This window comes from Candidatus Thiodiazotropha sp. AKAK3 (assembly GCF_058244645.1).
Genome location: NZ_JBSYOQ010000009.1, coordinates 1 through 26147, shown reverse-complemented (window position 1 = coordinate 26147; position 26147 = coordinate 1). Strand labels below are relative to the sequence as shown.

21 protein-coding genes and 1 pseudogene are annotated in these 26147 nt (G+C 44.0%); 3 read left to right on the top strand and 19 right to left on the bottom strand.

The genetic code is table 11. The features are described 5' to 3' along the window. Positions 1-488: 488 nt before the first annotated feature. Positions 489-1454, top strand: a complete 966-nt coding sequence (locus AC4IE7_RS00980) for a hypothetical protein (RefSeq protein WP_490774932.1) — start codon at positions 489-491, stop codon at positions 1452-1454. 838 nt (positions 1455-2292) lie between these two features. Here AC4IE7_RS00980 and AC4IE7_RS00975 read toward each other — a convergent pair. From AC4IE7_RS00975 to AC4IE7_RS00920, 12 genes are all read right to left on the bottom strand, one after another. Beyond that, positions 2293-4404 (bottom strand): DUF7151 family protein, encoded by a 2112-nt coding sequence (locus AC4IE7_RS00975; RefSeq protein WP_490774931.1) that lies wholly within the window; start codon positions 4402-4404, stop codon positions 2293-2295. 672 nt (positions 4405-5076) lie between these two features. Continuing rightward, positions 5077-10110, bottom strand: coding sequence for a thrombospondin type 3 repeat-containing protein (locus tag AC4IE7_RS00970; RefSeq protein ID WP_490774930.1), 5034 nt, complete (start codon positions 10108-10110; stop codon positions 5077-5079). Positions 10111-11565: 1455 nt separating this feature from the next. Beyond that, the gene (locus AC4IE7_RS00965) at positions 11566-11802 is read right to left on the bottom strand and encodes a hypothetical protein (RefSeq protein ID WP_490774929.1); all 237 of its coding nucleotides are present in this window, start codon (positions 11800-11802) and stop codon (positions 11566-11568) included. A gap of 89 nt (positions 11803-11891) precedes the next feature. Beyond that, entirely contained in the window at positions 11892-12182 is a 291-nt protein-coding gene (locus tag AC4IE7_RS00960) for a helix-turn-helix domain-containing protein (RefSeq protein WP_490774928.1), read from the bottom strand. Beyond that, a complete protein-coding gene (locus AC4IE7_RS00955; protein ID WP_490774927.1) occupies positions 12175-12447 on the bottom strand; it encodes a type II toxin-antitoxin system RelE/ParE family toxin in 273 nt (90 codons plus the stop codon). Before AC4IE7_RS00955 ends, AC4IE7_RS00960 begins: the two co-directional genes overlap by 8 nt. An 88-nt stretch (positions 12448-12535) precedes the next feature. Beyond that, a complete protein-coding gene (locus AC4IE7_RS00950; protein ID WP_490774926.1) occupies positions 12536-12958 on the bottom strand; it encodes a hypothetical protein in 423 nt (140 codons plus the stop codon). Beyond that, positions 12958-13392 (bottom strand): EndoU domain-containing protein, encoded by a 435-nt coding sequence (locus tag AC4IE7_RS00945; RefSeq protein ID WP_490774925.1) that lies wholly within the window; start codon positions 13390-13392, stop codon positions 12958-12960. The genes AC4IE7_RS00950 and AC4IE7_RS00945 overlap by 1 nt, the downstream gene beginning before the upstream one ends. A gap of 24 nt (positions 13393-13416) precedes the next feature. Beyond that, positions 13417-13878, bottom strand: coding sequence for a hypothetical protein (locus AC4IE7_RS00940; RefSeq protein WP_490774924.1), 462 nt, complete (start codon positions 13876-13878; stop codon positions 13417-13419). A 749-nt stretch (positions 13879-14627) separates the two neighbouring features. Continuing rightward, positions 14628-15713: a TolB family protein gene (locus tag AC4IE7_RS00935; protein ID WP_490774923.1), complete on the bottom strand. Its 1086-nt coding sequence runs from the start codon at positions 15711-15713 to the stop codon at positions 14628-14630. A gap of 45 nt (positions 15714-15758) precedes the next feature. Continuing rightward, entirely contained in the window at positions 15759-15893 is a 135-nt protein-coding gene (locus AC4IE7_RS00930; protein ID WP_490774922.1) for a hypothetical protein, read from the bottom strand. A 113-nt stretch (positions 15894-16006) separates the two neighbouring features. Then, positions 16007-16447, bottom strand: a complete 441-nt coding sequence (locus AC4IE7_RS00925) for a hypothetical protein (protein WP_490774921.1) — start codon at positions 16445-16447, stop codon at positions 16007-16009. Further along, positions 16447-17985: a hypothetical protein gene (locus tag AC4IE7_RS00920; RefSeq protein ID WP_490774920.1), complete on the bottom strand. Its 1539-nt coding sequence runs from the start codon at positions 17983-17985 to the stop codon at positions 16447-16449. The genes AC4IE7_RS00925 and AC4IE7_RS00920 overlap by 1 nt, the downstream gene beginning before the upstream one ends. Positions 17986-18089: 104 nt before the next feature. Here AC4IE7_RS00920 and AC4IE7_RS00915 point away from each other — a divergent pair, with 104 nt between their 5' ends. After that, a complete protein-coding gene (locus AC4IE7_RS00915; protein WP_490774919.1) occupies positions 18090-18290 on the top strand; it encodes a hypothetical protein in 201 nt (66 codons plus the stop codon). 657 nt (positions 18291-18947) lie between these two features. On the opposite strand, the pseudogene AC4IE7_RS00910 reads toward AC4IE7_RS00915, so the two are convergent. From AC4IE7_RS00910 to AC4IE7_RS00890, 5 genes and pseudogenes are all read right to left on the bottom strand, one after another. Beyond that, positions 18948-19068: pseudogene (locus AC4IE7_RS00910) on the bottom strand (transposase); the annotation flags it as partial. Positions 19069-19214: 146 nt separating this feature from the next. Continuing rightward, positions 19215-20378, bottom strand: a complete 1164-nt coding sequence (locus tag AC4IE7_RS00905; RefSeq protein WP_490774918.1) for a TolB family protein — start codon at positions 20376-20378, stop codon at positions 19215-19217. A gap of 404 nt (positions 20379-20782) precedes the next feature. After that, positions 20783-21208 carry a hypothetical protein gene (locus AC4IE7_RS00900; RefSeq protein ID WP_490774917.1) on the bottom strand — a complete coding sequence of 142 codons (426 nt, stop codon included), beginning with the start codon at positions 21206-21208 and terminating at the stop codon, positions 20783-20785. Next, positions 21205-21831, bottom strand: a complete 627-nt coding sequence (locus AC4IE7_RS00895) for a hypothetical protein (protein ID WP_490774916.1) — start codon at positions 21829-21831, stop codon at positions 21205-21207. Before AC4IE7_RS00895 ends, AC4IE7_RS00900 begins: the two co-directional genes overlap by 4 nt. 33 nt (positions 21832-21864) lie before the next feature. Next, positions 21865-22500: a hypothetical protein gene (locus AC4IE7_RS00890; RefSeq protein ID WP_490774915.1), complete on the bottom strand. Its 636-nt coding sequence runs from the start codon at positions 22498-22500 to the stop codon at positions 21865-21867. A 371-nt stretch (positions 22501-22871) separates the two neighbouring features. Here AC4IE7_RS00890 and AC4IE7_RS00885 point away from each other — a divergent pair, with 371 nt between their 5' ends. Then, a complete protein-coding gene (locus AC4IE7_RS00885; protein ID WP_490774914.1) occupies positions 22872-23897 on the top strand; it encodes an IS110 family RNA-guided transposase in 1026 nt (341 codons plus the stop codon). 391 nt (positions 23898-24288) lie between these two features. On the opposite strand, the gene AC4IE7_RS00880 is transcribed toward AC4IE7_RS00885, so the two are convergent. Together AC4IE7_RS00880 and AC4IE7_RS00875 are read right to left on the bottom strand one after the other, a co-directional pair. Beyond that, the gene (locus AC4IE7_RS00880; RefSeq protein ID WP_490774913.1) at positions 24289-24561 is read right to left on the bottom strand and encodes a contact-dependent growth inhibition system immunity protein; all 273 of its coding nucleotides are present in this window, start codon (positions 24559-24561) and stop codon (positions 24289-24291) included. Between the two features lie 9 nt (positions 24562-24570). Then, complete coding sequence (locus tag AC4IE7_RS00875) at positions 24571-26091, bottom strand: RNase A-like domain-containing protein (protein WP_490774912.1); 1521 nt, start codon at positions 26089-26091, stop codon at positions 24571-24573. Positions 26092-26147: the final 56 nt, after the last annotated feature.

Below are 26147 nucleotides of genomic sequence, written 5' to 3'. Positions count from 1 at the left end.
ACCGGTTGAGGTACTGTCATCACAGGAACCCCCTGAGCTGATAGAGTTCCTGGCAATACTCAGTGGTCTGCTACTGCTCTTCTTCATGCTCGGAAGCGTACGCAGAAAACTGAATCTATTCTGACTGCCTCTGTCTCCAGAGTAGTGGTTAAGTATTATTGGCCACTACATTCAAACGGTGAGAGTCCTTGATATCTTCAAACTAACAATCAGTGTCCGGTTAAACCGCTCCTATACTTGGCTGTAGCATGGGACGAACCCTAACACTTTGAAGCAAACACCCTATCGGTTGAAGAACATATGCTCCCCCATAAAAAACAGCTTATTACCGCTTAATACCACCTAACCATTCAGTCCAGAACATCTACCTAGCAGAACCGAAAGCATACAGAAATGCAAAATAATCCTATAAGGGTAATCCCTAGTTACCAACATACTTCCAAAAACATACCATTAGAAATAAACCCTAATAAAGCACGGAGGGAGTCATGACCAACCCTAGCCCAATCACCCAACGAATGACGCCCCAGCCAAACACAGTGGCAAGCATCCATTCGAATGGCGCTCAAAAAGAAACCGGACAAGCCCTCTATCAACGAGCGAGTCAAAGCCAACACCCCGACACGCTCATAAAAGAGCAATTCGAGCAAACACCCCAACCCGAGAAAACCAAACTCGCGAATCAATTCGTCAACGCAGCAGGCCGTGAGGGCCTGAACCAAATAGCAGCAACCCCAGACGGACAACACGCCCTTGCGACAGTCTTCAGCCACTCTGGCGGTGACGCACGCCAATTATTGCAGGAAGTCCATAAGGGACAAGGAAATACAGCCGTCAACTACACAAATAAACAGGTCGATGAAGGCAAGAAAGTAGCAGTGCCGAGCTTAACTGCAACTGCAGCAATAACAGTAGGTGGTGCGGGGAACAACGAACCTTCATTTAAAGATGCGATTCAAGATAAAGAATTTTGGGGAATATATGCTAACAAGGTTCAAGACTTAGGCATTGCCACAGGGAAGATGTTGTTGGGTGAAGCAAGTGTATATTCAGGCTGGGTAATGAATAAAGTACCTGGAGGCCAAGTAACAGGAGCGTATCTTATGGCTGATGGAGCATCTTTATACGCAGGTGGTGTGAGTGATGTAAGTAACTTGTTTTATGGCACATCAAATGATTATGATGTATTAGGTAAAGCCTATAAAAATGCAGGCGAATATTATTTTGGCGATAAAGCTTATGGAAATATAGCCAGAGGCGTAGTTGGTTTAGGCTCTGTTTTTAGAGCAAATACTATACCTGTAAGTGCTACGTTCAACTCCTCTGAATGGGGAAGCTCTGCTTTAACATACACAAAGACGGTTCCAGCATTTTATAATAGCAATAACACCCTAAGAGCAGCAGATGCTATCAGTGTGGCTCAAGGGGTTAAATCAATAGACCACGACGAGTAAACTCAAGGCTTATGTATGAATTGGTTGTGGCTATTGATAAGTATTATTGTGTTTATTTTTGTTGAAGCACTAATTCATTTAAACTTTAAAAATAATAGAATAATTTCTGAAATATTAACTATTATAATTTTTCTTATAAGCGCGTTTCTTGTGGTAAATGATAAAGCAGAAATATATATCACAGGTGGAATATTTATGTGTTTAGCATTGTATTTGGATTTTAAACGAAGGAGAGAATAAACAGTAGGGGCAGGTACGAATGGCACTTGGATGATCGTAACCTACTAATACAAAAGTAATTAATCAAGACAGGCATTATTTGAAGTAGGAAAACAGACGCCCCAACTTCCACTTTTTTCTATTGGTAAAAAAATATCACCACAATCGACTAATCCAGAAGGCTCAGCCGTTTATCATCTTCTAATTGAGTGATCTAGATTCTATTTTCCCGAATAAGGCGCAAGAAACTTTATGCCAATCAATACGCATTGGCAGAGATCTACTTGCCCCCAACCAGATAATCCACATTCAACGCTCTCAATCTTTAGATGTTAATCGGTTAAATCAACTGATTTAGTCGATAATCGTCATAATTTCATCTCGATAGAACAAAATGGAAGCTGGGAGACTTGTTATCTCCCTTCAAATAATGCCTGTCCTGGTTTACTCTTTATTGCACCATTGCTACGCACTTAATCAAGAAGGCAGTGTCTATCCTTCTTATACCCTATCCATCTTTGAGAAGGCCTGAGAAGTCCGCTATGGACTTCTCAGATCGCAGCGCTTTGACAAAGTTACCCAATTCCAAGGCTTGGCGCATAACCTTCGCCGCGCTTATTTACTGCGCGATATAGACCGACCCTGAGTCTGTACCATTGTCGTCATCCAAATAGGCTCCCACAGCGAGACTATCCGCAGAGAGTGAAACGCTATTGCCGAAGTAGTCCCCCGCCGCGCTATCGTCTGGGGTCCATATGGCCCGTTGAGTCCACACACCGCTACTGCGTGTAAATAAGTAAGCAGCCCCTGAATCAGCACCGATGACGTCATTACTCCGGGCTCCCACTGCTAAGCCATCCTTTGACATTGAGACACTGACCCCAAAGGTGTCGTCGGCCGCGCCGTCCGAAGCTGTTAGTTTTTGCTGCTGACTCCATACACCGCCACTGCGAGTAAACACGTAGGCCGACCCTGAGTCTACTAAGCCATTGGCGTCTTCAAAAAGGGCCCCTACCGCAAGGCTGTCCTCGAACAGAGAGACACTATAACCAAAAAGGTCCCAGCCCGCTGCATCCAACGCCGTCAGCTTTGCCTGTTCAGTCCACACTGTGCCGCTTCGGGTAAACACATAGACTGCCCCAGGACTTGTGCTGCCATCATGGTCATTAAGATGAGCCGACGCGGCGAGGCTATCTTCATATAGTGAGACGCTAAATCCAAATTCGTCGCCAGCCGCCCCATCCGCAGGGGTCAGCTTGGCCTGCTGACTCCATACTCCGTTAGTACGGGTGAAGACGTAGGTCGATCCGGAATCAGAGCCGTTATCGTCATCACCGGAGGATCCCACGGCGAGGCTATCCCCGAATAGCGATACCTGATAGCCGAACTTATCGTCAGCCGCACCATCCGCGGCCGTAATCTTGTCCTGCTGGCTCCACACCCCGCCACTGCGATTAAATATATAGACCGACCCAGAAGCAGAGCCTAGGTCATCATCAAGGAATGCTCCCACTGCCAGGCTGTCTCCTGACAGGGATACGCTCCAGCCAAAGTTGTCATCTGTGGTGCTGTCTGCACCATAAAGTTTAGCTTGCTGATACCACACGCCGCCAATGCGGGTAAAGACATAGACCGCTCCTGAATTTGAACCGTTGCCGTCGACGCCATAGGCTCCCACCGCCAGGGTATCCTCAGAGAGCGAAACGCTGTAACCCAACCAGTCGCCAGCCTCGCCATCAGCTGTCGTCACTTTGGCACGCTTAAGAAGGGTTTGCAGGCTCTGTCTGAAGATGCTGAGATTATAACTACGTGTGCTGCTACCATCTTCGGCGGTCACCGCGATCACCACGCTGTTAGCGCCCTCGGCTAGCTCAATCCAGGCACTCTCTTCACCCGAAACAGTCGTGACACCATCAATGCTCATGCTAGCATTCTCATCTTCTGTGAAAGCGGTAATGCGTAACCCTGTGGAGAGAAAATTTACTGTGGCAGTGTAATCCAACAGGCTCGACTGAAACACTTGATCAAGTTCGCTCACACTTAGTCGGATGTCGTCCAGACGTGCATTTTCCGACAGGGGGTTCTGGGCGTCACAGATATATTGTGTTGACGTGATTTCGGCCGGATCAAGGCTACCATTGGTTGGGTTATTGTCGATACCGACATCAAATCGGATGCCGCCATAGGTGCAGTTAACACCTGCTGCCTCGGTGCTTTGGTTCACCAGGGCATTGAGTCCATCGGCACCATCCGTACCATCAACACCGTTAGTAACATCAACCCCATTGGTACCATCAACCCCATCAGTCCCATCACTGCCATTACATACTACAGAAGTGGTGTCGATTTCACTGTTTTCGAGAACACCATTGCCGTTATCATCAATGCCGATATCTAATCGGATGCCGCCATTGGGACAGGTAGGCCCCACTGCCTCGGTGCTCTGGTTCACCAGGGCACTGAGTCCATCGGCACCATCAGAGCCATAGCTGCCGTTACACACCACTTCAGTAGTGTCGACTTCGGTTTCTTCGAGGATGCCATTGCCATCGTCATCGATGCCGGCATCAATCCGGACTCCGCCATACGCACAGGTAGCCCCTGCTGGTTCGTTGCTCTGATTAACTAGGGCATTCTGGCCATTCGTGCCATCGTTCCTGCAAGCTGAGAGCGTAATTAGTAGTAAAAGGGTGGTGATTTTCAGGAATTGATTTAGAGGGGGAACATCCATCGCGACTCTCTCTTTACTTTTTTGTGATTCACATTTTTAATTCTTATCGGTAATATCAAACACGATAATTTGACAGATTAATTACTATAATCGTGAACGCACGACTGACCTGTAGAGGTGTTGGTGTATTGTTTAAAATGCCTGGTTAACCACGTCTTACCATTGGCATGGCTCAACAATAAATAGAAAGGACCTGTACTGCATATCTCTATCTTTAAGAATTATTTTTCTATAAAAAAGTAAACGGGTAACTAAGGCAATAAGACCTAATAGACCAATAATTAAGAATTACTATCGCTCGGTTAGCTGAAAACTTTAGGGAATCTCTGATATATTCTGGACGAAGCAGATTGTGCCCTAAAATATTCAGGTTCAAGGCACAGATCGCATGTAATAGCAGGCTTGCGAAGATTTATAACGCAAAAAAGGACATTTTAAGGGGCAAGATGCGAGTGCAAAGATTATAACGCTAAAACCGGACATTTTAGGGTCAAGATGCGAGTTCACGAATTGATCAGAGGTTCTCTAGGATTTACCCGCAGATTAAAGGGACGTAGCCATTAGATTTATGATCAAGCTTTCTAAACAAGAGCGTGGCATGCCTCGTAAAAAATGATTGCTGATCACTAATAATCGCTACGTCCCCTACTTTCTTTTTAAGTATTTGCCCTGTTAATCAATACTCATGATCCCAACAAACGCACTTCTTCTACCATTGCCAAAAGTATTCGTGAAATAGCCGTCATTTGGAAACGCACTAGAACCCGTCGTTCCGCCTACCACTGCCTTGTTGGCACCAACAGCAAAACTACGTCCTCGCTGCGATTCTCCATTGTATACAGGCCCGCCAAGGAGCCCCATGTAGACTTGATTACTTAAGTCTTCGGAGAAAATAGAGACAGTTGCATACTGGCCGGAACCTTTGCTGGTAGAGACATTGTTGTTAGCTTGATCGGCCGCCGGAATCAGGATAGGAAAGTCGTTACTCGTTGTTCCGCCGGTTACAAAAACCCGATCATTTGGGCCCACTGCTACACCATGTAGTTCTTCATCACCTGATCCACCGATATAAGTACCGGCGACTAATGTTGTTAAATCAGGTGAGAATATGGCCAAGGCACCGTCAACAGATCCATTAAAGGTCTTATCGAATCCAGGTACAGCAGCACCACTGAAAAGGTCACTTGAATTCGAACTAATGGCAACAACAGGTTCACCTTTACTGTTGATGGAAATTCCCTGGTTATGCGAAACTGCATCAGAACCAGAGCCACCTATATAGGTTCCACTGATAATAGACTTGAGATCCTTATCAAGCCGAATGATGAATCCATCACCATTACTCCATATGTTCGCGTTCGGGTCTTTATTTGAACTTCTAAAATTGGCCTGGTACCCAAGGGCGCTGCTTGGAATCAGATCTGATGAGTTGGTGACACCTGAAATATAGACCGATCCGTCAAGAGGATTTTGCACAATGCCAGAAGCTGCATAGTCTCCACCGGATCCACCCACAAATGTGGATGCAACCAGTGATGATCCATCCATATCTAAAGCAAATATGAAAGCTTCCTGATTAGCATTAAATTGTGGTTGATATACACCTACTGTGGTTGGGAAGTCGCGGGATGTTGTAACGCCAGAAACGTAAATTCTATTGCGTTGTTCATCAATGAGTATTGAGCCTCTGGGTGACTCTTCTTTGCCTGTTGTCCCACCAATTAAATTTGACCAAATAAGATTTTTACCATTTGGGTCAAGCTTGGCAACAAAGACGTCTAGTAATGCGTTTGTCGCAGGTTGTCCCTTCAGGTAATTATTCGGAAAACTCCCCTTGGTTGGAAAGTCAGGAGAGCCCGTGCTACCTACGACGTAGACATTTCCAGCACTGTCGGTTCGCACTGCATAGAGTGCATCTCGTTTTGAACCGCCAAAGTAAGTCAGCCAAATAATCTGTTTACCATCCTGGCTGAGTTTGGCGATAAAACCCTCAGAGCTTTCATAATCATTCGCGTAACTTGTTTCGTTATAGGTTGGTTTTGTTGCCTGGAAGACATCGCCAACTGCAAGACCCCTTGAGCCTGTTTGTCCTGCAAGATAAATATATCCCTGGGCGTCTATGTATGTTCCCTGGACACGCTCCATTCCATTACCACCCAACAGCGCAGTGAAATCAAAACTTGGGGATGCTGGTTGGTTAGGGTCGGGGGTGGGGGGATCTGGGAGTACAGGGTCTGTGTCGCCTGAATTATCTACTGGTGATGCAGCAGAGACACTATATGCAATGGTCTTATAGTATTCATCACTTGAATTCGCATCTGTAAATTCGATCCATAGGTTATAACTTCCTATGTTTGTAGGCGTAAACGTATAGGTGGCAGTTTGTTGATCACTTTTCACATTCTCCCATCTACCACTTTGAGCGCCATATCGGTTATTGATCCAGAAATCAAAGCCAGGCATTCCATCAAGAAGTTCAATATTGACAGAAACCTCTTTATCTACTTCAAAATTAGCGTCCGTAATTAATGTGTTGTCTTGATATAGCTCCACGGATTTAAAGGTAGGGGCTGCGTATACAACTGGATCCACTGTACCGCCTGAATCCTCTACTACTGGTGCAGCTGAGGCACTATATGCAACGGTCTTATAATATTCTTTATTAGAATTCGCATCTGTAAATTCGATCCATAGGTTATAATTACCTATGGTTGTAGGTGTAAACGTATAGGTGGCAGTATGTTGATCACTTTTCACATTCTCCCATCTACCGCCTTGTGCGCCATATCGGTTATTAATCCAGAAATCAAATCCAGGCATTCCATCAAGGAGTTCAATATATACAGTGACCTCTTTATTTACTTCAAAATCAGTATCTGTAATTAATGAATTGTTTTGATACAACCGCACAGATTTGAATGAGGGGGAAACGTATACAACTGGGTCCACTGTACCGCCTGAATCCTCTACTGCTGGTGCAGTAGAAACACTATATTCAATGGCCTTATAATATTCATTATTAGAATTCTCATCTGTAAATTCGATCCATAGTTTATAATTTCCTATGGCTGTAGGCGTAAACGTATAGGTAGCAGTATGTTGATCACTTTTAACATTCTCCCATCTACCGCCTTTAGCGCCAAAACGGTTATTGATCCAGAAATCAAACCCAGGCATTCCATCAAGGAGTTCAATATTTACAGTGACTTCTTTATTTAGTTCGAAATTAGACTCCGTAATTAATATATTGTCCTGATATAACTGCACAGTTTTAAATGAAGGGGTAACATATACAGGTGGAGGTGTGGTCTCCTCTTCATCCTCCTCATCGACAGGTGGTGGTGTGGTCTCCTCTTCGTCTCCATCGGAACCCGTCGACGAATCACAGGCGTCACCCAGACCATCGCCATCCGTGTCAGCTTGGCCTGAGTTAGCGACTGCCGGGCAGTTATCCGTTGCATCTGCTACGCCATCACCATCGGTATCTGTAAGTGAGTCACAAGCGTCACCGATACCATCGCCATCCGTGTCAGCTTGGCCTGAGTTAGCGACTGCCGGGCAGTTATCCGTTGCATCTGCTACGCCATCACCATCGGTATCCGTAAGTGAATCACAAGCGTCACCGATACCATCGCCATCCGTGTCAGCTTGGCCTGAGTTAGCGACTGCCGGGCAGTTATCCGTTGCATCTGCTACGCTATCACCATCGGTATCTGTAAGTGAGTCACAAGCGTCACCGATACCATCGCCATCCGTGTCAGCTTGACCTGAGTTAGCGACTGCCGGGCAGTTATCCACGTCGTCAGCCACACCGTCTCCATCGGTATCTGTCGGTGTATCACAAGCGTCACCGATACCATCGCCATCCGTGTCAGCTTGACCTGAGTTAGCGACTGCCGGGCAGTTATCCACGTCGTCAGCCACACCGTCACCATCGCTATCCGTCGGTGTATCACAAGCGTCACCGATACCATCGCCATCTGTATCAGCTTGGTTTGGGTTATAGACGTTAACGCAATTATCCGTTGAATCCGCCACGCCATCATAATCGACATCCGCTATTCCTGGCGTATTATTCAGGTATGCCATCAGCGCATCATGTTTTGGCGAATTCGTCTGTTTTGAGGATTCCAGTGCTCCCCAACTGCCCCATTTGCTGTAAGTTCCAATGGCATTGAAATGCACAAATAGACCACCATTGGTCTTGGTCCTCCAGGTGTCTAAGTAGTGCGTATAGGCCGTACCCATGCGCGGGTCTCGATTTGTAGCATGAAAAAGCCCGGTAACGGCCGTGTTGTTCTCAGCACCGAATATGCCGACCATGTGCTGCCCGCCTTCGTAGGAGATGATTGGCAGGCCATAGGTGCTACCCAGTACCGCGTATTCATCCATCGTCCTGAATGCCTGGTCAAATCCAGTTGCCCCCCACCCCAGATGAGCGCCACTATTGATCTCCTCAAACATCCAGTCGAGCCCGCCATCAGGCTGTTGGGTCCAGGTTTCTATGGTACTTACAGTATTAGGATGTCCGTAGTTGCCGGCGAAATAGGGCGCGATTGCAATCGCATCTATACCGTGACTGGAGTCACAAGGCGCTTCACTCCAGAGTGAGCAGGCGAGTAACTCTCTGCCAGCCTCGATACCATTGGCCTGAGCACCCATCACACAAACGACGCGGTCACTCTCGGTGCCCCATTCGCTTTTCCAGATCTCGCAAATTTCAGACGTTCTCTTTCCGACCCAGTTCGAAATGAAGGACCAATCCCACAACTGAGCATTAGGCCACGCCTGCTTAGCCTGATTCAGCGCCCAGGATGATTGAGGAAATGAGCGGTTCCAGACTTCGTTGGAATACTCCACATAGGCTTTTTGATCGGAATCGAGATTCTGCAAAGTGAGCCTTGCGAATTCACGCACAAAGTTATCGTCGGCCATGTGGGGCAGCGTAAACCAGGCGTGCTGATCGAGCACATTGACCAGCTTTATCATTATTTCAAGGGGTACACCCGCGTGAGTTCGGTAACTCACATCGGTGAGCTTAGAACGATTATCCCAGGTGCTTAAAGTGGTTAGATTGGTGTTCATCCAATCCATAAAACGTATTAGGTGATAGGGACGTATCGTATTTAGGAAGTCGGGGTAAAATGGTTGGTCCTGATAATCACTCTCGAAACGCTCAGGAATGAAGCGGATATTGCGAATGTAATTGCCAGTATTGTTAGGGTCAGTGCCTCTAATGCTTAGGAGCAAGGCGTTTTGTCTTCCGTCGGGCAAGTCCACAACATACCGTCCAGGGGTCGACTCAATCATTGTCACGTTGTTACCCGTGATGCTGAGCGTGCCCTCTCCCTCATACAATGCGACATAGCGCTCTCCTTCGAAGTCACTTGAGAGTGCCCAGTTTTTTGAAACTTTCCTCGGACTATTTACATCCGTCACCGGCACCGGAATTGATGTAGGCCAACCTTCTGCATCCAAGCTTATAGCTTCACCCGTGTCCCAGCTATTTGCGCACCCATAGTCGCATTGGGGCAGCCATCTATGCGCCGATTTCATGAGGTCCTTGAAAGGGCGCACAGCGTCAAAGTTATTGATATCCGAAAGATTGGTCCCCAGCGTGGGCGTGGCTACGGCACTGAAAGCGTTGTGACTTAATATAAGCAATACAGTTGCTAGAATTGATTTGCTTGTTCTATACCTAGCCATGCGAGGTTTCTCCTTAGCTGATGACGATTCCTAGAAATAATCTTTTTAGGCAATAATCAACAAACACATTTGATGAAGTCGATGCTTTAGCGATTGCCTTTTGATTTTTTTGGATGATACGCAACAAACACGATGAATATGAAGTCAATCAGCTGCGGTATACGATGAAGTGTAGTGATCCACTGATAAGTGGTTTAACAATGTCTAATTGCGTGCTATCTAGCCTAGGTATTTCTCAATTGCATAACATCAATCCTCCTGATAATTGATGTCTTTTCTAAAACAGGCATGTCAAGATTAGAATCCTGGTGAATCTATTTAATTGTGTGTAATGCCAATTGTTGCAGTGTTCAAACTCCAGCTTTAGTGTTAATTAGCCTTTCTTGGAAGTAATCCACATGTGAGTAAAAATGCAAGAATATGATAGCTTTGCCGATGACAGCGAGAAGTGCAGCACCTGATAATTAACTTATTCATGAACGAATTGAACTTATTATCTAAAAACACTTTAAATATGTGAACCACATCTAATTATTTATTTGCATTAGGTGATATTAGACAGACACCCTAAGGCATTACATATTTATTGCGAAGGAGATATTGTCATGGCCAACTCCTTGGCTTGTATACATTACATGTATGTTCTACGTTAACTTACATGAATGTTGTTATTGTAGTGATCAAGTACTATTGACCACTTAACTTTAGTTCTCGCAGAGGGCACAAGCAATTAATAGAGGTGTCCATATGTTATTGCGGCGCGGCTGTTTACGAAAGTCGCGACGCGATTACCTCTGCAGCCAAGGGTGCTTGGAACTAGAGCACTTCATGGTTATGATGAATATATGTTGGCATGGTTTAAAAAACTCCTTTCTCGCAGACATTCAGATTCTAATGGGTGTGGCCTGTTCTTCGGTTTTGTGGTGACTGAACGTGACACAGGGAGAATGGTCCACCGAGAAATGATGGATGCGAGACATCTCAGAATCAATAAGGCATCTAAAAAGTCTTGGTTCAAACGCCGACGACTCGAGTGGAAATATAACCCTAATCGTTATGATGTACAGAAAGCATCATTCAATTCCAAGAAAGTGTTCGACCACTTTTACCCCGATACAGTTGACGAAGATTCAAGCACATAAAAAATATTCCTACTATCTACTGACTGGACGTATATGGAAGCTCCAGTGCTATCAAGGGGATTTATTACCCTAAGCCCCCCCTGGAGCAGTAATCTGACCAGGCATCATTTGAAGAAAACAGACTACCAACACGCTTTGATTGGCGTAAATGACCCTAGCTGGGCTTGAAAGATATCAAGTGGGCGATGTCTGATAGATCTTCAACGAAAACCCACTCATGCAGAACCACTTTCGTCCTCTACCTATGGCTTGTGTGAACTGCTTAATCCCTTCCCTTGTTCCTATCACTGCGTTGCAGTTTTTACCATAATATTTACGCTTCCAAGTCGATATTCAAACGCACCTGGATTGGTGCCAGTTCTGAGGGAATAGCACCGGATTTATCCTCTCTTATGGCTCGCCCTGCCCAATCGGTCAGTTCCAGGTAGTCTGATAGGCTAAAGTTCAAGCCAGAAGATTTGTCTTGATGCTCGCCCCCAACAAATGGTTCTAAATACTGTGGCGCTGCGAGTTGCGTTGAGTAGCCCAACGGGTGAATTTGGCTTGACAACTAACGGGCCTCCATATAGTCCTGATATTCCTGTTGCAGGCGGGAGGAGAGATAGCCCGATGAGGCTTCAACGGGCTAGTGAGAGTTATTTAAGCGTGCAATGCACGAACTGCGTTTTCTGGATCAGCTGCCAGGATTTTGAGCAAGGCATTTGCCGGGCAGGTAGGATGTCGCCGACCTTGCTCCCAGTTTTCTAGTGTCCGCTTACTGACACCGATCAACATAGCAAAGCGGCTTTGGGAGAGCCCGGTTTTTCTCCGGATGGCTTTCACTTCCGGCTCAGGGAACTCGAACCGCTGTGACGGAGCCTTCTTGCCCTCGGCGATCTCATCCATCTCTTTAACGCTGGCTACCAGCTCATTGAACATTTCGTTATTCATCTGACCACCTCTCTACGATCTTTCTCAACGTGGCAAGCTGCTCCTGGGTCAGGTTCTCTTGCTTGCCTTTGGGGTAGGCATAAAGCATCCGGACATGATCATCAGCGGTGATCCAGTAATAGATGACTCGGACTCCCCCGCTTTTACCTCGGCCTTCCAACTTCCAACGTACCTTTCTTAACCCACCACTACCTCGGATAAGGTCCCCCACATCGGGGCGAGTTACTAAGACCTCCTGGAAGTCCCTGTATTCATCATCGCTCATCAGCTCATTGATAAGTCTGGCAAAAAACGGATGTCTCTACACTAAATATCTGCGCAACAGCGAAAGCATCGGTATAAGTAAAGTTAGATCAAAGTTTAGATAAGAGGGACTTGATTACAATGCTATCTATTTCTCCTAATGAGCTATACAAGCTCTCTAAATTTTTTATCTTACCTTTGTCAAACTCATCTAAAATGCTTTTACCATAATCTTGACAAAGAGAATTGATCGCGTCAGCGGTCGCAATTTGAACCGCTATACTTTCCTCATCAAGTAGATATTTCAGGATAATAGATGCTTTATAGGGATCAGATTCACTAAGAACTTCTGTGCATTTTATTTTCCAATCTTCACTTTTTGTAACACATTGCTTTTTAAGATTTACCCAATCATCTTCATCAAACTTCTGTAGTAAAATACTAGCCTGAAAAATGCCTTCGTCAGACCAGTAATCAGGTAAGTATTTACAATCTAATAGTTCTTCGAACTCGCTATATATCTGGCTGATCATCAATTACTAATACCTAAAAATGATTCCGGCGTAGAAAAGCCACCACCTGTAGGGTATCCAGAAGTAACATTATCACCAATTTTTATAACTTCAACGTTAACACTACTTATTGTACCCTGATGTAAAGTAGCCCCATCTCTAATTCGAGTAACAGTTGCAGGCTGGTTTCCAATTTTCATAATCCCCTCTAGGATCTGCTGTTCTGAGAAGCCTTCTGGAAATAAAGTCGAGGATTTAATCCTTGAAATACTTCCATCTTCGAATTGTTTGATTATTTTAACACTTCTCGTACCGTCAGCATGAACGGACAAAGTTTCAACTGCAAAGCTTTGATTCGAATCATTGACCGTAGGTGAATGAGCGCCTCTAATCTGATTAGAAACGATACCATTAGGTCGGACTATTCTTTCTCCAAATAAGATTTTTGACTCCATTTCAGGAGAAATCTCAGTTTTTATTTATGGAGCAACCCCCTGACCCAGTACCGCACTTCCAGACTGATCAATTTTAACACTTTTCGTATCCTGCACATACGTCTTAACCGGCCCACCACTAATAGGCACACGAACAGGCTCTATGCCCCTACCCTGACGCCCAAAAGCCTTACCACCCGCTATCTCAGCATTTATCTGTCCAAACCCTTCCACAACAGGTTCAGGGGCACCCAGTAGTCTAGCCGTTGCCGGCATGGCAGAAAACACTGGGCCACCAACCCACATTCCTAAATTATTTGCTGCCTGACGCTCTCTTAATGCTTGTTCTTCCAGATATTGCTTCTCTTGTGGGGTGTACTCGCCCCACATATTCTGCTGGCCAGGATTAACAATCTCGCTGACTCGCTCAATCTCACTACGTAACCCGAGGGATTCTGATGGTGGAAGAGGCATCTCTCCACTCGTATGATCCGTATACTGTTTCATCAGTTTATCCAGGTATTGTTCTTCTGGAAGTTTTCAGGACAGCCGCTTTTTGTTTTCATGGAGCGGAATACAAGTGCTTTCAAACGGTGACTGTCCCGAAATATTGATGACGAGATGTCAACCTTTCAATTCCATCCCGCAGTCAATCGCTGGTTTGAGCGTGAATTTTATAATCAGTATCTTTTACTTCAAGACTAAAAACAGCTGCATATACTATTATCGGTTGCTTCTCTATCGGGTCTACGCAGCGGTCGCGTTGGCCAAACGTTAAACCAAACTGGCATGGATACTCCTGCAAAAGCAAGAGCCTTATCAGGGGCATCCTAGCCATTGAGTCCCATCATAGTTATTGCGTTTAAAAGTGATGAGAAAGCGGTCATCCGCCTTGACCCAAGTCTGGCTGGGACATGCCTTTAAAAGCTTAGTGACTGTTTTAGACAGTCAAGTGCCATTTACTGAATCAACCATTAGTCACTCTCCTTGTTAAAACACGTTCCAACAACCACATTGAACCTACATCATGTTGTATTCCGTGTAGAACACATACTACTAGAGATAACCCTAGTAAGAGGTAATAAATATATCTGAGTGATTAAGGACTAAATTGGGGTGTCTATATATGTCATCTACTTCATGTAGATATCGTAATGGAATTTAAACGAACAATACTTCTCAAAGGATATTTTTACGGGTGTTCCATATCTTTTTATCCCAAAATTTAATGGGTGGATGTTCTGTGCATTCTGGACTCAAGGAATCCAGAATAGCGTAGTACTCGATAGAGCTCTATTCGTAATAGAGCCTTTGTTATCAAAACTCTCATACCTATTGAATTCCCTTACTTCTGGTGATTTTTCGCTTTCAATTGAACTGAGTATAAGCACTTTATCGTCCATATCACTAGGTACAATATAAAGATAGGGCCTTGTACCTTGTGATCCACCAGACACAGCCGAAACTCCTTGCTTTAGTAGTATCCACTTCCCGTCAGGAGACCATTGTGGCTCGTTAATGACTTTGTAAGAATAACTACTTGGTACGTCTGCTAGCTGCCTAATGTTATCTCCATCAATACTCATTATATACGGCTTACTGTACTCAGATGTTACAAGATTAAATACGATCTTATTTTCATCTGGACTTATTGCAAATATCCCAATATATGCACCTGGCGCAACTTCACTTGGAAGTTCTAAATTGTATTCTGCTTCTGTCGAATTAGGGTACGTAAAAACAAATCTCCTCCCGTCCACATAGACAATTCTTCCACTAGATAACCATGCATAATTATTATCATTAACTCTTGTAGAACTTACCAAGTCTCCACTTCTTGTATAAATTTCCAACCAATCATCAGCCAGATTTCTAAACATTGCAATATATTGTTTATCTGGTGATAGCTGTGGTACAGAAATTGTGTCCCATGTTGAAAACTGCTCATGAAAATTACCTGAGTAGTCTTGTATAACTATACATGTCGATATATCACCAAATGAGTGGTAACAGTTTCTCGCTCGTATTAAAAACTCTGTATGATCATTAAAAACAGGACTGACAGAAAATTTTGCGCTTTCAGGCATATCAAACACTGTATCATTACGATCCCAGTATGTATTTGGAACTTGAGAATATGTACCTAATTCTGCATCTAATAAATATGCGCTATCATTCTGCTCAAAAAGTAAATACCCATTAAGTCCTTGATTCAAAATATCATTATTCTGCGCGCTGTCGTCATTAGACTGATTCGAATCACCACTTCCACCTCCACCACATCCAATAGCTAGCAATGCCAATAATGCAATACATATTGTTTTTAAATCAAAAACACTCATGACAATCCTCACCTTTATGCGTAACAAATAAACCAATCAGTGTTTTCAAATACGGTGTTCGTAGTTACGGCCGGTTAACTCATCCTTTCCGCACAGGAAGGCGCGACATACACAGCGGGTTATGCAGTGGTAATAGGGGGTTTCATCAAGACAGATCTGTTGCTTGCGCAACATCGTCATTGCCGGCTCCTTGGCTCATATACATTCCATGTACGTTTTGAACTCTAACTCACCTAAAAGGTCTTTTTAAACGGTGACTGTCCCGAAATATACGAAATATATTTTGCCCTGTTTTATTTCTGATTAATTCGGTAACCACTCCCAACAAGTTCCACTACCTGACCATGCACTACAGCACTCGATAGACTGTTTATAGCAAATTTCCAACACTCCCTTTTATTTCGCCCATAAATAGCCTCAAGTAAATCAAAATATAAATAATCACAAATCAAGTCAGATACTAACTTTGGACACTCCTCTACAGCTTCCTTTAATAAAGGATAACCTAACTCTTTAACTTCAGGTATATCGGATTTTTGTTCGATATTATCATCATCCTGCTCACACTCTCCTATGAATTCATTAAACTTATTGGAGAAATTTTCTAAAAAATAACCCATCGGGATATTTACAGAGAATTTTTGAACAGGCAACTCAGGATCACAACCAAACCCTTGATCATTGTAAATAATACTACCATTCGGAAACTCTAATCCATCAACATAAGAAATCATTACGCTTCTCCCGGTGGGATCAAAGTTATTGTACCACCTGGCCTGACAGTAATTGATCCAGAAGGAATAAAGGGTTGACCCACCTTTGAATCTGGAGAAATACGAATACCTGAGCGTTGGAAAAACTCTTCTGGAGACTTTATAGGATCTTCAATTGTTGGACTAACATTTCCCGGTGTGATTCTGGTACTTTCAAGCCTAAGAAGATCAGGGGATTTTGCAAATTGCTTATTCAAAGTATCTATTACCTTACCAGCTTGATTTGCCGTCAAGTTCGCAAAGCCTACATCTATATCACTACCACTAACGTAGCCACCTGGATTAAAATCACCACGAATACGGCTACCCCCAAATACGATAGGACTTTCCGCATTTGCTTTAGCGAAACCTTTTTCAAGTATAATTCTAGCTTGTGCTTCTGTTAAACCAGGCACATGCTTAGATAAAAATTTACTTTGCTCACCAATTCCTGTAGTAGATAATGTTGTTTTCTTTGGATAGACGCTAAATACCGATTGCTCCGTATATACCTTATTTTGAGTATGTACCTCACTCTGCCCTGCAGTTCTACCCTCATAAATCTTAACATTTTCAGAAACCGGTGAATCGCCGTCGTTCACGCGCCCTATGTCGTTGTTATTTATTGTATTATTGTTTTTGAAAGCAACATCATTACTTATATCGAACTTTTGAACGGCTTTTTTTCCGAAAATACTAGCACCTGCTACTAAAGTAGCTTCAGCTATGAGCGGAGTCCATTCTTGGACACCCCAATCTGCAACTTTATTCCATGCTTCACCAAACTCTTTCTTGAAGATAGCTCGGGCTTCAGGTTCATTCATCACAAGCTCAAGCACAATACCATTTTGCCGCAACTGATTGAATTGCTCTTTCTCTGAGACTGGTTTCTGCATAGAAGACCGATATTGCCCATCGTTATTTATCCTCATTGGACTACCAGCCAATGAGTGAAGTGTATTTACAATATCTCTATAGATGGTTTCACCAACCCCATTCACTTCAACCCGGTTCTCATGCTTGACGGCTAGTTTCTTAATGACTGAGGCATACTGTTGCACCAGTTCTTTGTAGTCAGAAGCGAGCGATTCTTCATGATTCTGGTATGCTTGCGTCACTCTCTGGGAGGGCTCCTTTGTAGAACCATCTCCCTTTTCTTTCTGGGAGTAGTCAACCGCCGTACTCCCCTGCTCCTCATGTACCTGACGCATCAAGCCTCTGCCATCACTCCCAGCATGATCGTAAACCATAGCCAGAGCATGTTGGCCATTCGGGGTTGCCGCCAGCTGACTGACACCCTCTCGACCTGCTGATGCGACAAACTCATTGGCGAGTTTACTCTTCTGATTTTGATTTCGTTGTTCAAATTGACGTTTGACCAGCACGTCCGGCTGGTGGCTTTGACTGGCCTGTTGGAAGAGGGCCTGCCCCTCTGTCTGACCTGCGCCGTCCATACCACCATTTACAGCCGTATATGACTGGGCAGGGGCGCTGTTTGTGAATAGATTAGGTGTGGTCACGGGTCCCTCCGCTACTTTCGGTTTATACCCGACCTTATCCCACTGAACTCATAGCTGGCTACTAGGGATTACCCATACATCAATTAGAATCTGAAAATTTGTGAGTGAACTTGCAGGATGATGGTAGATTTGTGATCCGTGGCCCTAAAGGCAGAGAGCATATTATTGATACGAATGGTGAACTTATTACTACAATAAATAATAGATCTAACAAGGCGCATTTGAATAAAGTTGGTGATTCAAGATTTAGAGCTACTGATGAAGAACTCTCCAAAGTTAGGTCTTTTCTTGGTGGAAATAATTAACATGATAATGAATTTAGAATTCTGTACAGACTTACTTTCAGAAAAGAAACATGAAGTGTACCTATTTAAAATATTGAAGCTACCTGTTGGTAAATGGGAGCCATTACATATTATACTAGAAACCAGTGACCATGATTATGAGGGCTCGATGATTTTTGTTTCCAGAACAAACTCTCTCAGAGGTGAGGATGGCTTTTCGCTTATATTGTTTTGCGAAGAAGATAGTATGGAGATGGTTATAGGCAACTACAATACTAAGCGACTTTTAGATTCAATGAGAAGTTAGGGTTGAAATTAATCAGGACAGGCATCATTTGAAGGAAGAAAACAGACTCCCCAGCTTCTATTTGTTTCTATTGGTATAAAATTATCACTGCAATCGTGAACAGGAGGTTCAGCTGTTTATCATCCTCAAATTGAGTTATCTAGATTTAAATTCCCCGAATAAAAGGCAAGAAGCTACCTGCCAGGGTTCGCTGAATGGCAAATTACTTCTAGCGGGGCTTAAAAGATATCAGACGGGCGATGCATGATAGATCTGCAACGAAAATCCACTCGCACAGAATCACTTTCATCCTCTACCTATGGCTTGAGTGAACTGTTTAATCCCTTCCTTTGTTCCTATGACTGTGTTGTAGTTTTTTACGTTCTCGAGCCAGGTTTCCGGGTCGATATTCAACCGATCCAGGATTGGTACCAGTTCTGAGGGAATAGCAGCGGATTTATCCTCTCTGATGACTCGCCCTGTCCAATCGGTCTGCTCCAGGTAGTCTGACAGGCTAAAGTTCAAGCCTGAAGTTTTGTCTTGATGCTTGCCACCAACGAACGGTTATAAATGCTCTGGCGCTGTGATTTGCGTTGAGTAGCCCAACAGGCGAATTTGTCTTAACAACTACCGGACGTCCATATATGTCCCGAAATTTATCAAGGCAGCCACATGAAAACAGCATCATTAAACATATATCTAAGTTCTTTAGAATCATTTTTATAGTTTGTTCTTAATCTTACAATTCCATCATTACCCTCATTGTTTAATTTTACATTCCTGCTATCAGACGGGATGGCGTACAAGTTACCATCCCCGGCACCACTTAAGCTAGCTCCTGGTATGTATCCTTCGATAATTAGGATATATCTTCCATCCGGTGACCAGGCCAAAGAGCCGAATATTTCCTCTAATTCAGCATGCTCGCCTTCAACGTAAGCTAACCTATGTAGGTCAGTTCCATCAATATTAATTACCCATGGTGTTTGAGGCGTATAGGATGAGGTTAGGTGAGGTTTGAATAAATTAAAAGCTATTTTACTACCATCTGGACTCACTCGTACAGATCCACCAATACCAATATATTCTGATAGTTCTGGGTGATCCCGCATAAAAAATATTCTTGACCCATCAGTACTGTAAGGTGATGTTACATATATTCCGCCATTGTGCGAATAAACCAGTCTGTTATCATTGGTCCATTCAAAGGAAATAGAACTATCATCGGGCATAGCTGTAAATATTATTTCTTCATTGTTTATACTATTAATAATCAATAATGTCGGCGAATCAGTATATGCATCATCTCTAAATGAGTATGCATAATAATCCCCGTCCTTTGAGAACTTTGCAATATCAACAGACTGGTATAAAGTGTATCTCTCCCCCATCAGGGCACCAGTTTCCGTATCATGTAACTCAATGCAATCAAGAGTATATCCATCAACACAATCATTTATTGCCACTATGTATTTGTCTCCGGCTTTATTTGGAAATGCGTTGTAATTCGGATGGTCGCCATAATAAGTATTAGGATCATGATCCGTGCAATCAAAATCATCACCAACAACATCAAAATCCAAACAATAGCTATCCCATATAATACCTGGCACTCTTTTACCTTTACCGGTTGGTATATCTATAATCCACCCGTTTTGTGTGAAAATTCGACCAGTAAGCCCCCCGTTTATATTACTATTTCCCGGCCCAGGATTATCATCCTCACCACCATCACCTCCCCCTCCACCACCACATGCATGTAGTAAAACTGATAAAGAAATCAACAATAATATAACGTTCATGGTGGATTTCAATTTATGCATTGGAGAATATCGTTATGAGTTATTATGATAAATTTAAATATTTTTTATAAATACTCAAAATACCCAACACCTTTCGGTACCAGGTATTCATATTTACAAGGGGTTTCATCAAGACAGATCTGTTGCTTGCACGATATCGTCATTGCCGGCTCCTTGGCTTTTATACATTCTTTGTATTCCTTTGACTCTAACTCATCTGATTGATGCCTTCAAACTGTGATTGTCCTTGATATTTATATTTTCAAAACGGGAGGAGACTATATACGGATATATCTGCACAACAACCGCGATCAAGTTAAACCAAAAACTATAATAAATAGTGTTAGTAAGGGCTGCGTTGAGTAGCCCAACGGGTGAATTTGGCTTAACAACTACCGGGCGTTGATTTTATGTCCTCAACACTTTTACCTGTCCATTAATCCTGAGGCGTACTTTGAAACCACAGGATCAGGATGTAACACTAATCGGCTTGCCAACTCTTTTGCAAAAGACAAATCAAGAAGATTTGCTTGCTCGAGAACCGTCGTTAAAACTCGATCACTTTGATCAGCTGAGGCCATTAGTAAAGCTATTCGCTTCACATTACTATCCTCACTTATTTCACATAAAACCGATAACGCAGCTTCTCTTACCTCATCCTCATCATCAGCAACGATCTCACGTAACAATGCCGCTATTGCTATTGGCGTTGCGACGCCAGAATCTCTGATAGTTTCGATTACTCCAAGTCGCGCATAACCCTGCTCAAGATAACCAGGTACTACGCCCTGTATATCTATCAAAAGATCATTAAATCTTAAAAGTGCATCTATGTCTTTCTGCATGTTCATTCAAAGTGGGCTCTCTTCAATAAATCTACTTGTTCCTGAGTTGTAGTTCCATCACTCCAAGCTCTTGTAGCTGCACGAAACTGTCTTTCAGGAATCCACAAATTTGAATTACCGTCACCTCGCACTAGCTCATAAACTTCTTTCTTAAAACTACCATCAGGCGAACCTGAAAGGGTTCTTGTTACTCGCCAGTTAGGCACAGTACCCTCAGGCGAATTAGGAGTTGGCTCATGCCATCTTGCTTCAAACCTATTATTTCGCCCTGCTATTTCTTCATCCCACTTATAAGAAACCTGCTTATAACCTGCCGCTTTATTCTGTGGACCATTAATCTTTGCTGACTCTGGAATAGAAATAGGCGCATCTTTTGATAGCACTTTTGGATCTATCTTGTCTGTTGAAACACCATTACCCAGCACAATAGAACCAGGCCTTTCAATTCTAACACTTTTCGCATCAAGCACATACGTATTTACCTGGCCACCATTAATTGGCGCACGTACCGACTCTATACCCCTACCCTGACGCCCAAAAGCCTTACCACCCGCTATTTCAGCATTTATCTGTCCAAACCCTTCCACAACAGGTTCAGGGGCACCCAGTAGTCTAGCCGTTGCCGGCATGGCAGAAAATACTGGGCCACCTACCCACATTCCCTAATTATTTGCTGCCTGACGCTCTCTTAATGCTTGTTCGTCCAGATATTGCTTCTCTTGTGGGGTGTACTCGCCCCACATATTCTGCTGACCAGGACTAACAATCTCGCTGACTCGCTCAATCTCACTACGTAACCCGAGGGATTCTGATGGTGGAAGAGGCATCTCTCCACTCGTATGATCCGCATACTGTTTCATCAGTTTACCCAGGTATTGTTCTTCTGGGGCTTTCTCCCCTTGCTGAGCTGCCTGTGCTGTACATACGAGTCCACTTTCAGGGGTATAGTCAACCGCCGTACTCCCCTGCTCCTCATGCACCTGACGCATCAAGCCTCTGCCATCACTCCCAGCATGATCGTAAACCACAGCCAGGGCATGTTGCCCATCCGGGGTTGCCGCAAGTTGACTGACGCCCTCTCGACCAGCTGATGCGACAAACTCATTGGCGAGCTTACTCTTCTGATTTTGATTTCGTTGTTCAAATTGACGCTTGACCAGCACGTCCGGCTGGTGGCTTTGACTGGCCTGTTGGAAGAGGGACTGCCCCTCTGTCTGATCTGCGCCGTCCATACCACCATTTAATGCCGTATATGACTGGGTAGGAGCGCTGTTTGTGAATAGATTAGGTGTGGTCACGGGTCCCTCCGCTATTTTCGCTTCATACCCGACCTTATCCCACTGAACTCATAGCTGGCTACTAGGGATTACCCATACATCAACTTAGAATCTGAATATTTTTTGAGTGAACTTACAGGATAAGCGCTTATTGTTCTCATGGAGTATGATGACGAGATGTCATCCTTTCAAATCCATCCCGTAGTCAATCGCTGGTTTCAGTGTCTTTTATTACAAGACCAAATACAGCGGCATATACTAATATCGTTTGCTTCTCTCTCGGGTCTAATTTCTGCATTAAAACGGTGACTGATGAGATGGACGCCCTACCATTCCGGCGTCGGTGCGCCAAACTAGTTATGAGAACATAGGTTACATGGAGGGCATCCATCATGAAGAAGCATAGTCTTACAGCCATCGATTTAGCAAAAAATAGTTTTCAGGTTTGTTTACTTGGTGCTAATAACCATATAGCACTCAACAAACGAGTGAAACGAAGCCAACTCGCTCAGCTCATTGCCCAACAAAAACCCGGGATCTTAGCAATGGAAGCCTGCTATTCCAGTCACTATTGGGCTAGGCTATTCACTGAAATGGGGCATGATGTTAAGTTGATTCCAGCTCAGCATGTAAAACCCTTTGTGCGTGGCAATAAGAATGATCACAATGATGCCTTAGCGATTGCCGAAGCGGCACAGCGGCCCAATATCAAATTTGTTCCGATTAAAACAACTGAACAGCAAGATATTCAGGCTTTACATCGTATTCGCCAGCGGATTGTTCGCCAAAGAACGGGATTAGTAAACCAGACCCGAGGCATTCTAAGTGAATACGGTATTATTGCTAACAAAGGCATCAGACACTTCAGTCTGCTTTTGGCTTCATTATCACAACCTGAAGCTGAGGTATTTTCAGGGTTGATGAAAGAGCAACTGCAATTGATCGCTGATGAATACCAGAGCCTAACTGTTCGCTTGAATAAGTTGAATCAGCAGCTAAAAGAGATAGCTCTAAATAACCCGCTCTGTAAAATCGTCATGACCATACCGGGCATTGGTTATATCAATGCTACGGCACTGATCAGCGCGATAGGGAATGACAGTCAATTTTCTCATGCCAGAGAGATATCGGTCTGGCTGGGATTGACTCCTAAGCAGCATGCGAGTGGTGATCGCGGTTATCTCTCTGGTATCAGTAAACGGGGAAACCGATATTTGCGCAGTTTGATGGTCCATGGAGCAAGAGCGGCCTTGTATAAATGCAAAAACCCACAAGATAGGGTGATTCAGTGGGCGAGAGATCTTGCTAAGCGTAGTAATCCCAACAAAGCAGCGGTCGCTTTAGCCAACCGTTTAACCAAACTGGCCTGGATACTCCTGCAAAAGCAAGAGTCTTATCAGGGGAATCCTAGCCATTGAGTTTCATCATAGTTGTTGCGTTCTAAAGTGATGAGAAAGCGGTCATCCGCCTTGACCCTAGTCTGGTCGGGACATGGCTTTCAAAGCCGAGTGACTGTTTTAGACAGTCAAGTGCGGATCTTCATCAGGGCCAGGAAGAAGAAAGAATCTTCCATTAAATTAGGCCGGATATATGTCAGCACAACTACCGCTATCATGTTAAACCAATAACTGTGATAAATAGGGTGTTACTAAGGGCTGTGTTGAGTGCCCCACGGGCGAATTTGGCTTGACAACTACCGGGCGTCCATATATGTCCCGAAAATTAACTGATTTACCTTGCGAACAGGATACAGCTTTCCATCGAAAGCTGGGTTTGTTGAGAATGACTCAATTTTATCTGGAGCAACTCTTAGCTCATAATTTCAACAACCTTCATCAACCATTTTGTTGCAGTGAGTTCAAATGCAGCCGGTTTAACATAACCACCATAATCAAAGATCGTCTCCTCTGTAACATTACCATGCTCTATCAATTCCTTTAGTGCGTTCTTCACTGATGCAATTCTTGATTCATTCTCATGATCGCAAAAATCTCGAACAGCATTTTCAAATGTCCCATATTCAGCAAACCAATCTTGGTGAAAGTAGCCCTTAAAAAAATAATTTATCGCATCTTCATTCATAGCTATTTCCTACTCTGGGTATGCAGTGTGAATTCGATATCCATTTTGCATTAACGGGTCTCGCCTAAGCAAAACAAAGGCATCACTACTTGTCTGAACAGTCGTTGATCCATTCAGTACCTTTCTGCCCACGTCGTAACTCAAATTCATCGACAAAGGTAGTTGGCGATCTGTACCTGCCAACCATGACTGAATGTTTGCCCTATTGCCGACAAGCACATCACCTACTGCTTTATCAGCAATTTTCAAATTGCTAAAACTGGATGAGCTTGGGATGTGTGGTTCAGTTACGAATCTATTGATTAATTGTTGATCCGTTCTTCCAACATGTTTACTTACGGGATGGCCACCAAAATTCTCATGGTAAATTAGCGAACCACCAGACTCCTGCTTCACTACAGATGGATTTGCCATGTTTGGAGCATCTGTTCCTATCCGCATCGTACCATCACTGCTTGGATCGTCAACCGGGCTACTACTCGCACCCCCACTCGATCTAGCACTCTCCGGTTCATCTGCAGGCCTACCACCTGATACCGTACTTTTTGTTTGGTTACTACCCTCTATGTCACTTCGCGAAGTATGGCCAGCATCTATTTTACCATCTATACCATTGTTATTATTTGATTTTTGACTAGTATCATTACTTATTTTGAAGACATTAATGGATTTCTTGCCGATAAGAGTGGCACCTACAACTATACCGGCCTCAGCTATGAACGGAGTCCATTCTTGAGCACCCCAGTCTGCAACTTTACCCCAAACTTCACCAAACTCTGTCTTGAAGATAGCTTGGGCTTCAGGTTCATTCATCAAAAGCTCAACCACAACACCCGTTTGTCGCAACTGGTTAAATTGCTCTTTCTCGGTGGTAGGTTTCTGTATAGAAGATCGATATTGTCCACTCTCATTTACCCTCATTGGGCTACCAGCCAATGAGTGGAGTGTATTCACTATATCTCTATAGATTGTATTACCAACCCCGTTCTCTTTAACCCGGTTTTCGTGTTTGACGACTGACTTCTTTATGACCGAGGCATACTGCTGCACCAGCTCTCTGTGATCAGAAGAGAGTGATTCTGGACTCGATTGAGCATCACTTAAGTGATCCTGATTTATTGGCATTGCTCCCAAAGTGCTCTTCTTTGCAGACCCTTCACCATTCTCTTTCCGGGAGTAATCAACCGCCGTATTGCCCTGCTCCTCATGCACCTGACGCATCAACCCTCTGCCATCACTCCCAGCATGATCGTAAACCACAGACAGGGCATGTTGTCCATCCGGTGTAGCCGCTAGTTGACTGACGCCCTCTCGACCAGCTGATTCGATAAACTCATTGGCGAGTTTGTTCTTCTGATTTTGATTTCGTTGTTCAAATTGACGCTTGACCAGCACGTCCGGCTGGTGGCTTTGACTGGCCTGTTGGAAGAGGGCCTGCCCCTCTGTCTGATCTGCTCCATCCATACCACCATTTACTGCCGTATATGACTGGGCAGGGGCGCTGCTTGTGAATAGATTAGGTGTGGTCACGGGTCCCTCCGCTACTTTCGGTTTATACCCGACCTTATCCCACTGAACTCATAGCT